A 10,972-nucleotide genomic window follows, 5' to 3' on the forward strand; every position below is an offset into this window, starting at 1 on the left:
TCGCCCAGAGCGGCGGCTGGCCACGCCGATCGGTGGTCAGCCGGCGTACCCGAGGCGCTTGTTGCCGCCGTTCACCACCTTCGCGATGGCCGTCCTGTTGCGTTCGGCAGCCGAAACGACGACCCGATCCAGCTCCTGCGAGCCGGGGAACAGGTAGATCGGGAAGATGAAGTCGCCGGCCGGGCCAGCCGCACTGGCCGCGTTGGCCTCCTGGACGGCGGTGCGGATGTAGTCCTGGAGTACGTCGACCGGCGCGACAGCCTCGTCCTTGCCGCCTTCGGCGATCGTTGCGGCGATTCCGCCTGGGGTGGCGCGGGCGACACCGCCAGCGGCGAGCTTCTTCCCGTAGCCGGAGAACGAGGCGCCGCTACCGGACAGGCTGAAGGAGATCCCGAGCCGGAGGCTGTTGAACAGGTTGATCGCGTTGTTGAGTGCGGTGCGTGCGGCGTTGTAGACGCCGTCGAACATGCCGGTGAAGTTGAGCCGGTTCCGCAGGTTGTTGAACCAGCCGACCATCCCGTCAAGCTGGCCGCTGACCTGGCCCAGCGGCCCACCCAGCCCGATCGGCAGGGTGCTGAACACGCTGACGACGGTGTCCTTGGCTTCCTTGAACCGGTTCTTCCACCGTTCGGCGGTGTCGCTGACCTCGTCGATTTTGGTGATGAGGTCGGAGAGGGCCGGCAGGGCTTTCTCGACGATCCAGACGCCGAGTTCGCTGCCATTCTTGACCAGTTCACCGAAGCGGTCGATCCACTCCTTGATCTTTTTCTGGTTCTCGGGGTCCTTCAGCCACTCACGGAGGTTGATCAGGTTTTCGTTGACGGCAGCCAGGTAGTCCTTCGCCCCGCCCTGGCTCGGCGTGTCGAGGAGGATCCCGAGCAGGTCGCCGACGATCCCGAGCAGGTTGCCGCCGATCTGCCACAGCTGGTCGAAGTAGTAGGCGGCGTCCTGGAAGAACTTCGTCAGCTTCCCGGACTCGTCCGCCGACTTGATCCAGTCGGAGAAGTGCGTGAACAGTCCGGCGATCTTGTCGCCGAGCATGTCGACGAACGGGGTCGCCGCCCGGGCCAGCCGGCCGAATGCGTCAACGAACGGTCCCGTGATCGCATCGCCGATCTTGACCATGTTTCGGCGCAGGTCATCGGATGCGGCGGTGATGTCCGCGACGAAGCTCGACTTCCGGACGCTGGCGCCGAGCCCCAGGAACAGGCTGTTGATCGACATGGCGTAGTCGCCGAGGACGACCTTCAGCCGCGGCATCCACGTGTCGCTGAGCCGTTGCAGTTCGGCGGCGACACCACGGAACAGCTTCTGCTGCACGCTGAGGCGTAGGTCCTCGAAGACCGGCTTCAGCGACTTGAGCTTGTCGACAACCTCCTGCGCCGCCGGCGCGAGCTTCATCAGCTCCTTCGCCGCGCCGCCACCACCGGCAGACTTCTGCGCCTCGGCGAGGGCCTCGTTCGCCGCCTGCAGCCGCTCAACCGCGTCCCGCTGCCGCTCCAGGGCCGCCTGGACCTGGTCTGAGCCCTCGACGCCGTCCTTGTCGGCCTTCGCCTTGTCCTTCTTGAGGTCGTCGACCTTGTCGCGGGACTCGTCCAGCGCCTGGTTGGCCCGGTTCAGGGCACGCTCAGCGGCGCCGATCGCGTTCGGATCCCCGGACGCCTTCGCCTCCGCCAACGCGACCTGCGCTTCGGCGACCGCGGCGACGGCGTCGGCCTCGTCGATGACCGCGCCGCGCAGTGCCCGGTTCAGATCATCGATTCGCTCGATCTCGTCGACCCGGGCCTTGTCGACCGCCTTGGTCGCCTTCTCCAGCTCGCGCTCGGCCTGCGTGACGGACCGAATCGCGTTGCGGACCGCCGACATCGACTTCGCGGCACCGCCACCACCGGCTGCGGTCTGCTTGAAGGCGTCGCCCAGGCCCATGAAGCCGATGCCGAGGGTGCCGACGATCGCGCCGACGCCGACCCCGATGGCCGGAATCGACGCCAGGGCGCCGGCCAGCGCGGTGACCGCCCCGGCGCCGGCCAGGGCGATCGCGGGCAGCGCCGACAGGACCGCCACCAGCCCGGCCACACCGACGGTCGTCGACACGATCGGGCCGGCAGCATTCGATGCGCTCGACCCGACCGACGCCGTGGTGGTTGCAGCCTTCGACGCCGACGACGACAGCGCGTCGAACCCCGACGAGAGCGACTGGAGACCGAGCGTGCCGACGGCGTTGCCGAGCCCGGCGAAGATCTGGGAGAAGAGGCCGCCGCCGCCACCGCCGTTGCCGCCGAGCGCGCCGTTGACCGTGTTGCGGAGGTCCTTCAGCTGGTTGCGGAGCGTCGCCTGGAACCGGTCGGTGTCTGCGGCGTCGATCGGCACCTTGATCTTCAAGGTGCGTTCGATCTCCGCGATCCGCAGCGCCACACTGCGGCGCAGGCCCGCCGTCTCCGGGGTGACCGGGATTTCCACGGCCTGCTTCGTGAGCGCCGACAGTTCGCGGCGCATCTGCGCCTGGAACTGCGCGATCAGCGGGTCGAGCTCGACCTTGACCGGTGGCGGTTTCTCCACGTCGACGTGGGCTTTGACCCGCGACTGGACGTCGGTGAGCATCGCCCGCAGCCCGGCCTCGAACTCGGCCCGGTCCGGCGCGTCAGCGTCGACCTTGACCTTCGCCTTGTCCTGCAGGTCCCGCAGTTGCTTGCCGAGGTCGGTGCGGAGCTGCTCAGTGTCGGCGGTGACCGGCACCTTGACCGTCACCTGCCGCGACAGGGCGGCGACCTGGCGGCGGACCTCGGCCTGAAACGCGGCCAGTAGCGGGTCGACGTTGATCGGGGCCCGTTGCTCACGCGGTGCTCGCGGTGCACCCTGGTCGTCGTCGCCAGGCACACGGACCCGCGGCGCCCCCGGAACGTTGTTGAACCCCGACCAGTCCGGCTTGACCTTGACGGTCAGCGTCGTCTTCTGCAGGTGTGCCTGGGCAGACTTCAGGAACCCCTTCGCCCAGTCAGTACCGGCAGCGGCGCCGATCTTCGACATGGACGGGCCGGTGACGGCCTTCCGGAACTCAGACTCGAAACCCTTGCTGTCGACCCTGATCCGCACGTACCGCGTCGCGAGGGGCGCCATGTCGCACCCCCGCGCGGTGTCAATCGTTCAGCGATGCCGAGAACGTGGCGTCGACAGCGGCCAGGAGCTCGCGCTCCCGCTCGGGGTTGAAACCGTCAGCGCCGGCCATCGGCGCATCGAGCGTGTTGTTGATCTCTTCGACCTGTTCGGCGCTGCCGTGTTCGGTGAGCAGCGCGTAGATGACGTTCAGCAATGTCGACGCCGGCCACTCGACCAGCCAGCCCGTCAGGCGGTAGCCCTGCCGCGGGCGTAGTCCTCCACCGACACCAGCGGCACCGCCAGATCCGGTCGACCCGGCGGCGGCGTCCACTCGTTCGCGGGGGTGAGGAGCCGCAGGTCGGGCGCGGAGGGTTGCTGGCCCGGCAGGTCGACCTTGAACGGCGAGTGCTGGCCCGTGGGTTCGGGCGAGGACGCCTTCGAGGAGGTCGAAGTGGTCGACGGCCCATCCTGCGAGTCGGAGGGCCCTTGGGAAAAACGGCCGACCACCGCCGCCCACACCTGCTGGGTGATCGGCAGCAGGTCGTCGAACCCGGCGCCGGCCCGGTTCGCAGCCTTGCGGAACCTGCCCCAATCGGCCGGCAGGATGCAGGACTGCAGCATGGCGTACATCGCGCCGAGCGCTTCCATGTTGAGGCTGTCGTCGTCCGCAGCGGCCATGGCGTCGGCGAACTCCATCAGCGGCAGCCCCGACGGGATGCCGTTGATGACGCGGATCTCTTCGCCTTCGAACGTGAAGCTGTCGTACTTCGGCTCTGCGGCCGGGTCCTCGCCTGCCTGGGCGATCGTCCTCTTGACGACGCTGAACGATCCGAGGTTCGCCACGTCACAGCCCCCTCGCGGTGCCGGCGAACGACCGCTTCCACAGCCGCTGCCCGGTGTCGGGAAGCTCGAGCCGGAACGACAGCGGGATCGCGGTCCGGTTCGCGGCACCCTTGTTGTGGGTGAGGGACGCCTGGCCGCCCTGGAAGCACTGGCGGAGGACCATCCGCTGGGTGGAGTCCTGCGACTCCCAGCCGAGCATGCACCGCACCTCGTTGCCAGGGTCTGGCGGCTCGTAGTCGGTGCGCAGCGTGGTGCCGGCGCCGGACGTCGCGGTGACACCGCCGTTGAACGCGGTCACGAACGAGCGGGCGGCGATGTGCAGCAGCGCGAAGTCGAACGTGCCCTCGCGGGACTCGGTCTCGTACGACAGCGGGTCGAAGAACTCGGCAGCGGGAACCGGCTCGACGTTCGTCTGGAAGTTGAAGACGTGCCCGGCGTCGGTGGCGCCGACGACGACCCAGGCGGCGTCCCACGCGTCGGTGAACTTCGACCCGACAACGGTGTTGGTGGGTTCGAGTGAAGCGAGCGGCGCCCGGAGGATCCACCCGGGTCCGATCGAGGTGGCCGGCTTGACGAGGGTGGGTGCCATGGGTCAGCCCTCCGTGCTGGTGGCGTTGGTGCCGTCGCCCGCGGCGGGCTCAGTCGGCTTGGTCTGGGTGCGGGCCCTCCGGGCTGTCGCGTTCTCGGTGCCATCGGTGGGCACCACGCCAGCCGCCGGTTCACTGCCGGCGGGCGTGGTCGGCTCGCCGTCCACACCGTCGGGCACGGCAGGACTCGGCTGGGGTGCGTTCGGGAACAGTCCGTTGACCGGCGCCGGCTCGGGCTCGGCGTTGAAGTGCTCGCCCGGCTCAACCCAGGTGACGAGCCCGTCCCGGTCGTAGCCGTGCAGTTCGACGTTGGTTGCCGGCACGGGATGGCCGACGTCGTAGGCAAGGGCGGTGCCCTGCCGGATCTTCTGGTTGGCATACCAGGGCACCGTGGCCTCCTCAGGCTGGCGTGATGGCGATGACGGCGTCGATGAGGTAGCGGTGTTCGCCGCCGTCGGGCAGGCGGGAGGGGCCGGTGATCGAGTCGACGGCGAGCAGGACGGTGTCGCCGACCGGCTGGGCGTCGCCTTCGAGGGCGGCGAGCGCGTTCGCAACAGCGGCGGCACCGCGGGCGGCATTGGCGTCGGTCATGCCGTAGACGGCGATGGTGAGCAGCGGGTACGAGAACGCACCTTGGGACAGGTCCCCGGCCGTGGACGTGGTGGTGACCCACGCGACCGCCCCGGATGACGGGGACTTCTGCGGGTCACGGTGCGCACCGGCGGCGAGCGGCCGGCCGCGGCCGACGAGGTACTGCTGGGCGTTGATCCAGGCGCAGACGGCGGCGGTTGCATCGGCGTAGGCGGGTGACGTCACCGGTCACCGCCCGTCTGTCACAGGTCTTCGTGGAGTGCGGGGCGCAGGTGCGGCTGGGCTTCGGTGCCGGGGTGGTTAACCTTCTTCCCGAACACCTGCCCGGTCTTCGCGTTGCGGAGCGGGTAGTCGCCGTGGGACTCGATGACGTGCGGCTTCGTGCCGACCTCCGCGAACAGCCCGATCGGTGCCCCATCCTTCGACTCGGCCTCGGTCGCGACGTCGGCGTACCAGCCTTCGCCGTCCCGGCCGGGTTCCTTCGCGTTCACCCCATCGCGAGCCCATTGGGGTGCCCGCCGCTTCGCGCCCCGCTCGACGCGTTTCGCCGACTTGCGAAGGTCGCCGACGACGGGCCCGCTCGGGTCGTCGAGGAGCGCCCGCATCTCCGCCTGGTTGATGTGCAGGTCGTCGGTCATCAGACCGAGCGGCGCCGTTGGGCAACGAACAGGTAGCGGATCGTGTCGCCGACCCGCAGCGAAACACCGAACGCGCCGTGGAGCGGCCACACCCACACCGGCATCTTCGAGAACCAGCGATTCGGCCTTGTGCGGCGTACCTTGCCGCATTTGAGGGTGAGCATCATGGTCATCGGAAGGCGACGCAGGAGCCGGCTGGCTGCGCAGAGAAGGTCATCGTGACGAGCCCGTCCGGGGCGGCGTACTCCGGCAGGAGCCGGAACACCGCCCGCGTGCCGTCCGCAACAGCGGTCGGGGTAGGTGCCACCGCGGCGGATCCGACACGGGTGCGACCGCCGTCGACGACCGCGACGTTGACCGAGTTGCCCGATGAGTTCGTGAACTCGACGGTTGCAGGCAGGTCGTTGACGTTGAACGTGTCGCTGGCGCCGGGCGTGTACGGGGTGAGGACCGTGCCGGCCGCGGTCGCTGTGGGCAGGTTCGAGCGTAGCGCCATGGCGGCACCGTCCTTTCAGAGGAGGCTGTCGCCCCAGCTCGACGCTGGGGGGAAGCTGTACAGCGGCACGATCTCGAACACGGCGTCAGGGTCGTCTGGGTCGACGCCGGTCAGGCTTTCGTTGCGGGCCGCGAGTGCTTTCAGGGCGGCGTCGGCCTGCGTGAACAGTGCATCGGCCAGGTCCCGGTCGACGGTCGGCATGCCGGCGAGCTCGACGAACCCTGCCGCGCGGAGAGCTGCGGCCTCTTGGGCGGCGTCGCCGAGGGAGGTGTGGAGGTCGCCGGTGGTGGTGAGGACCCAGCCGACAGCGCCGGTGATGAGCCGGTCGACGGTGGCGCCGCGGGGGGTGGTGTTGGCGGTGAAGGTGAGCAGTGGTTCGCCTTGCGACTCGAATGCCTCGGGGATGGTGCGGTGCGGCACGAAGTCGGCGACGCGTTCGCGGGTCGGGGTCCACGTCGGCCCGCCCGCCACCGGGTTTGGGCTGACGAAGAACCGCTCGTCGGGCTGGCTGGCGCCGACGCCGGTGATGTCCCACGACCGCACCCACCAGCCACTGACCGGGTACTGCACAGCGCTGACCTGCGTGAACCGCTTGACTGCCTGGCCGTCTTCGTTTATGAGTTCAACCCCGCCGTCGAGCGGGATTAGCGTCCCGGCCGGGTCCGTATCGGCGGGCGAGTGCAGCGTCAGCGTGGCCGCGGTGCTGCCATCGTATGGGGCGACGTCAATGTGGGCGGTCTCCCAGTCACCGACGGTCAGGTCCGGGATCGTCACAGCGTCTCCCGTCCTGTGCCGGTTCGGGTGTACGGGCGGGTGGCGCCCGGGCGCGTGTAGGGGCGGCTGGCCCGCATCCGCACGTACCGGGCGGGGACGGTGTTCACGGCGCCGCTCGAGGCCGCCGCGACAAGCGTCGGGTGGGCGGTGAGCGATGTGCCAGCGGCCCGGGCGGCGGCCGCGGATGCGGCGAGGACGGGTGTGGCGGTCAGTGCGGCGGCTGCTGCGCCGGCGCTGTCGCCGGCGGCGGTGAGCGTCGGTGAGGCCGTGAGTGCCGCGGCGGCCGCGGTCTCCACATGCCCGGACGCGGCCAGGACCGGCGCGGCGGCAAGGACGGCGACGGCCTGCCGTTGCGGTGTCGCAGCGGCAGTCAGCAGCGGCGCGGCGGCCAGCGCGGCCACTGCGTCGTTGCCGCCCTGCGCTGCGGCGACCAGCGTCGGTGCGGCGGTCAGCGTGGCGGCTGCGGGGGCCGTCGCATCGCCGGTGGCGGCCATGGTCGGTGACGCGGCCAGGTCGGCGGCGCCGCCGGTCGTGGCGTTGGCGGCGACGGCCAGCGCCGGCGCCACGGTCAGCGCCGCTGCGGCCGGCTGGTTCCGGGTTGCGTCAGCCGTCAGCGCGGGAGTTGCGGCGAGCGCCACCGCGGCCGGCTGGTCGCGGGTCGCGGCCGCTGCCAGCGTGGGCGCGGCGGAGAGGGCTGCGGCGCCTACCCTGATGCCGGTGGCGGCTACGGTGAGGGTCGGCGCCGCGGCGAGCGTCGTCGTGCCCGGCTGGTCCCGGACCGCACCGGCCGTGAGGGCCGGCGCAGCGGACAGGGCGGCAGCACCCTGCTCCGTAGATCCGCCCGCCGCCGACTTGATCAGAATCCGGGCGACGAGGGTCGGCTCGTTCGGGTCGTTCGTCGACCACGGCGCTGTCGACACCGCGACCCCGGACGAGCCGGCGGTCGCGTGCGCGATGCACATCTGGATGTTGTTGTTGCCGTCGGCGCCGCGCCCGTCGAAGTCCTCGGTCCAGGTGAGGCCGGACACGGGCGGCACGCAGGTGCTGTCGTTGTCCGGCGCGAACTGCCGGAACATCAGGAAGTCGACGACAAGCTCGGCGGCGGCGTTCGGGGTCACGCTTGGCGGTGCGTGTGTCGACCCGGCCGCCGACTCCAGCGACGACGCGACGTCGACCATGGAGCCGCCGGTCGCGTCGAATCCGCCGATGACGACCGCGGCGCACGTCTGCCGGCCGCCGGTGAAGGAGAACGTGTACGTGGTGGAGTCGGCGAGGCCGGACCCTTCCCAGATGCGCAGCTGCCCGCCGGACGTCGTGATGACGTTGTCGGGAAGGGTGACCTGCGCCCATGTGCCGGAGCCGGGCGCGGTGATGACGTTCGCGTTGCTGGAGACGCCGACGCCGCACAGGACCCGCTTGCCGGACATGCCGGTCGGGGTGGTGAACGAGAACCCGAGACCGCCGCCGTCGTTGTTCGTCGACTTGAGGGCGGCGTTCGTGTTCGGGGACGCGTCGACCGTGGCGGTCACGGCTCGCCCCGATTACGCGTTGATGTTCGCGGTGATCGCCCCGGCGGCGAAGCTCAGCGTGTCACCGGCACCGAGCGTCTTCGGCGTGGTCAGCGCACCCCACCATTGGCGGCGCGGCGAGCCGGCCGAGTCCCACTCCTCGACGCCGTTGACGGTGCCGGCGGGCATGCCGGTGTGGGATACGACCCCGGTGGTGGCGATCGCGCCGTTGGTGCCGGACGCCGGTAGGGCGGCGGTCAGCGACTGCGGGGCGTACGAGCCGCCGGTGACCTGGGTGCCGTTCGACGACGCGGATCCGTTCGCCGACATGCAGCGGTTCATGATCGGAGTTGCCGGTGGGCTGTAGGTTGCCAGCCCGAGGGAGGCGTTGAGGAGCCGGTTCGCTTCGGCCTGGTCAAGAGCACCCACAGCTCAGCCCTCCAGCGGGGTGACGACGGCGGTCGTCAGGTTCAGCGGGTCGCCGGGGTTGTCGTTCGGGACGTGCACGACCTGGGCCGGTGGGAGTGCGAGCAGGTGCTCGCGGAACGCCTCGCCGATCACCGACGGGTCGAGGCCCTGCCGTTCGTAGGCGCAGACCTGGCAGCCCCGGAGCTCGGCGCAGCAGTCCTTGTGCATGGGCCCGCCGACCAGGTCGGACCCGTCCAGGCCGATGATCTCGTGGCGGGGGTGGTCGTCGAACTGCTGGCAGCCGAAGCAGGGCCGCACAGGGTTGTCCGCCATCGCGGCACCTCCATGGCTTGTGGCGCCGCGCGCCGGGGACGGATCGGGTCGGTCAGAAAGCGGCGGCGAGGGCTGGCCAGAAGAACGCCAACGCGAGCGCGGCGGCACCGAGTAGGGCCAGCGAGACGTGCCGGGCGGTCACACCGCACGCGGCGAGGATGAGCAGCAGGACCCCGAGCAGGGCAAGCAGCGCCTGCGGCATCACGCCTCCAGTGGGTGTGTGGAGGCCGCCCCGACGGTTGGGCCGGGACGGCCCCGTTGTGGTCCTACTTCTGGTCAGCGACCAGCTTCTGCAGTTCCTTGCGGTCCGCCTTCTCCACCTCGGCCCGGTCGTAGCCCTTCACGACCAGGAACTCGACGAGGACGTCGTTCGGCGCCCGCCCGTCCGGGGTGCCGCCGAGCTCGGCGAGCTTCGCCCGGGCCGCGGCCCGCTTCTGCTCCAGCTCGGGGTCGGCGCCGGACGTGTCGGCCTCGACGTTGGTGTTGCCCGGGTCGTGTTCGCCCGGGCCGACGAGGCCGACGTCGCCTACGGTGACCGGGTCGCCGGCCTCGGCGTCGTCCGTGTCGGCGGCGAGCCTCCACGTCTCGCCGTCCAGGACGACGTACTCGACGAAGCCCTCGCGGACGAGCCGGTCCCGGTCGACGTCGTCGACGAGTCGCGGGTCGATGACCGAGTTCCGGTACAGGTGCCCGCCGGGCTCGCCGTGGGCGCCGCGGTACATGGTGAGTGGCGCCTTGCCGCGCAGCATCTTCTTCGCCATCGCCTCGTCTCCGCTCACGTGCCGGTGATCTTGATCGCGGCGCCCGGCTCCTGAACGATCGGCACACCGATCCGACGGCCCTGGATCTTCCAGCCGTCGTTCTCCTCCAGCCGGATCCGCTTCGTCTGCACACCCCGCGGGTCGCCGAGGTAGCCGCCGCCCTGGTCCTCCCAGCCGATCGAACCGAGCTGCCGCGAGTCGAGCAGCATCACGTCCACGCCGGGCGGCATGTTCGTCGTCTTCCACACGTTCAGGCCGGCGATCTGCGCCAGCCGGCCGGTCAGCAGCAGCGTGTCGCCGCCCTCACGCGGCGCCCGCTCGATGACCTTCGCCGCGGCGATGAGCCGCGCCCACCGGTTCGGCGTCGCCAGCACCGTGTCGATCTCGTAGCCCTGGTTGAGGGCGTCGACAACGGACGCGCCGAGCGTAATGTCGGCGAACGGGTCTGCGGTGCTCGTGTTCGACCACGCCGCGGCCGCCGCCTGCGTCTGCGTCACGGCCGACGCGACCGCGGAGATCGTCAGCGCGTCGAAGCCGAACGCGATCCGGTTCGCCAGCTTGATCAGCTTGCGGTTGACGATGTCGATCCGGTTCCGGGCCACCAGCTTGTCGCTGATGCTCGTAGCCAGCGCCCACTTCTCGGTGGACGCCATCGCCGACACGGCGGTGCCGTCGAGGGACTCCGGGTACTCCATCAGGTCGTCGACCCGCTCAGCGAGCGACGCGGCCATGATGGCCTCGGACACCTCGTAGTTCACGGCGCCGGTGCCGGTCAGATCCACCGTCCCCGACAGGATCTTGTCGCCGACGAGGCGCTGCTGCACCAGCGTGCGCAGCATCCGCTGAATCAGCACCGGGCTGTTGACGATCCTGCTGACGGTGATGTTGTCGCCGACAACCGTCGGGTTCGGCGGTGCAACGGTAGGCATTCCTCAGT

General features: G+C 70.4%; 16 protein-coding genes. All 16 read right to left on the bottom strand.

Annotated elements, in window-relative coordinates; genetic code table 11:
* Positions 1 to 36: 36 nt before the first annotated feature.
* The 16 genes from IEZ31_RS31495 to IEZ31_RS31570 all read right to left on the bottom strand — a co-directional run bounded on the left by IEZ31_RS31495 (position 37) and on the right by IEZ31_RS31570 (position 10,964).
* Complete coding sequence (locus tag IEZ31_RS31495; protein WP_190253666.1) at positions 37 to 3,117, bottom strand: hypothetical protein; 3,081 nt, start codon at positions 3,115 to 3,117, stop codon at positions 37 to 39.
* 19 nt (positions 3,118 to 3,136) lie between these two features.
* Positions 3,137 to 3,310 carry a hypothetical protein gene (locus tag IEZ31_RS31500; protein WP_190253667.1) on the bottom strand — a complete coding sequence of 58 codons (174 nt, stop codon included), beginning with the start codon at positions 3,308 to 3,310 and terminating at the stop codon, positions 3,137 to 3,139.
* A 32-nt stretch (positions 3,311 to 3,342) separates the two neighbouring features.
* Complete coding sequence (locus IEZ31_RS31505) at positions 3,343 to 3,939, bottom strand: hypothetical protein (protein ID WP_190253668.1); 597 nt, start codon at positions 3,937 to 3,939, stop codon at positions 3,343 to 3,345.
* Between the two features lies 1 nt (position 3,940).
* Entirely contained in the window at positions 3,941 to 4,528 is a 588-nt protein-coding gene (locus IEZ31_RS31510) for a hypothetical protein (RefSeq protein ID WP_190253669.1), read from the bottom strand.
* A gap of 3 nt (positions 4,529 to 4,531) precedes the next feature.
* Positions 4,532 to 4,915, bottom strand: a complete 384-nt coding sequence (locus IEZ31_RS31515; RefSeq protein ID WP_190253670.1) for a hypothetical protein — start codon at positions 4,913 to 4,915, stop codon at positions 4,532 to 4,534.
* A 10-nt stretch (positions 4,916 to 4,925) separates the two neighbouring features.
* Positions 4,926 to 5,342, bottom strand: coding sequence for a hypothetical protein (locus tag IEZ31_RS31520; protein WP_190253671.1), 417 nt, complete (start codon positions 5,340 to 5,342; stop codon positions 4,926 to 4,928).
* Between the two features lie 17 nt (positions 5,343 to 5,359).
* A complete protein-coding gene (locus IEZ31_RS31525; RefSeq protein ID WP_190253672.1) occupies positions 5,360 to 5,755 on the bottom strand; it encodes a hypothetical protein in 396 nt (131 codons plus the stop codon).
* Positions 5,755 to 5,928: a hypothetical protein gene (locus IEZ31_RS31530; protein WP_190253673.1), complete on the bottom strand. Its 174-nt coding sequence runs from the start codon at positions 5,926 to 5,928 to the stop codon at positions 5,755 to 5,757. Before IEZ31_RS31530 ends, IEZ31_RS31525 begins: the two co-directional genes overlap by 1 nt.
* Complete coding sequence (locus tag IEZ31_RS31535; protein WP_190253674.1) at positions 5,925 to 6,251, bottom strand: hypothetical protein; 327 nt, start codon at positions 6,249 to 6,251, stop codon at positions 5,925 to 5,927. The genes IEZ31_RS31530 and IEZ31_RS31535 overlap by 4 nt, the downstream gene beginning before the upstream one ends.
* 15 nt (positions 6,252 to 6,266) lie before the next feature.
* Positions 6,267 to 7,025 carry a hypothetical protein gene (locus IEZ31_RS31540; protein ID WP_190253675.1) on the bottom strand — a complete coding sequence of 253 codons (759 nt, stop codon included), beginning with the start codon at positions 7,023 to 7,025 and terminating at the stop codon, positions 6,267 to 6,269.
* Positions 7,022 to 8,554 carry a hypothetical protein gene (locus IEZ31_RS31545; protein ID WP_190253676.1) on the bottom strand — a complete coding sequence of 511 codons (1,533 nt, stop codon included), beginning with the start codon at positions 8,552 to 8,554 and terminating at the stop codon, positions 7,022 to 7,024. The genes IEZ31_RS31540 and IEZ31_RS31545 overlap by 4 nt, the downstream gene beginning before the upstream one ends.
* A 12-nt stretch (positions 8,555 to 8,566) precedes the next feature.
* Positions 8,567 to 8,962, bottom strand: coding sequence for a phage tail fiber protein (locus IEZ31_RS31550; RefSeq protein WP_444542472.1), 396 nt, complete (start codon positions 8,960 to 8,962; stop codon positions 8,567 to 8,569).
* Between the two features lie 3 nt (positions 8,963 to 8,965).
* Positions 8,966 to 9,274, bottom strand: coding sequence for a hypothetical protein (locus tag IEZ31_RS31555; RefSeq protein ID WP_190253678.1), 309 nt, complete (start codon positions 9,272 to 9,274; stop codon positions 8,966 to 8,968).
* 52 nt (positions 9,275 to 9,326) lie between these two features.
* The gene (locus IEZ31_RS31560; protein WP_229836012.1) at positions 9,327 to 9,476 is read right to left on the bottom strand and encodes a hypothetical protein; all 150 of its coding nucleotides are present in this window, start codon (positions 9,474 to 9,476) and stop codon (positions 9,327 to 9,329) included.
* Positions 9,477 to 9,540: 64 nt separating this feature from the next.
* The gene (locus IEZ31_RS31565; RefSeq protein ID WP_190253679.1) at positions 9,541 to 10,053 is read right to left on the bottom strand and encodes a hypothetical protein; all 513 of its coding nucleotides are present in this window, start codon (positions 10,051 to 10,053) and stop codon (positions 9,541 to 9,543) included.
* Positions 10,050 to 10,964 (bottom strand): phage major capsid protein, encoded by a 915-nt coding sequence (locus IEZ31_RS31570; RefSeq protein WP_190253680.1) that lies wholly within the window; start codon positions 10,962 to 10,964, stop codon positions 10,050 to 10,052. Before IEZ31_RS31570 ends, IEZ31_RS31565 begins: the two co-directional genes overlap by 4 nt.
* Between the last annotated feature and the right edge of the window lie 8 nt (positions 10,965 to 10,972).

The sequence above is a fragment of the Dactylosporangium sucinum genome (assembly GCF_014647515.1).
Classification (GTDB): Bacteria; Actinomycetota; Actinomycetes; order Mycobacteriales; family Micromonosporaceae; genus Dactylosporangium; species Dactylosporangium sucinum.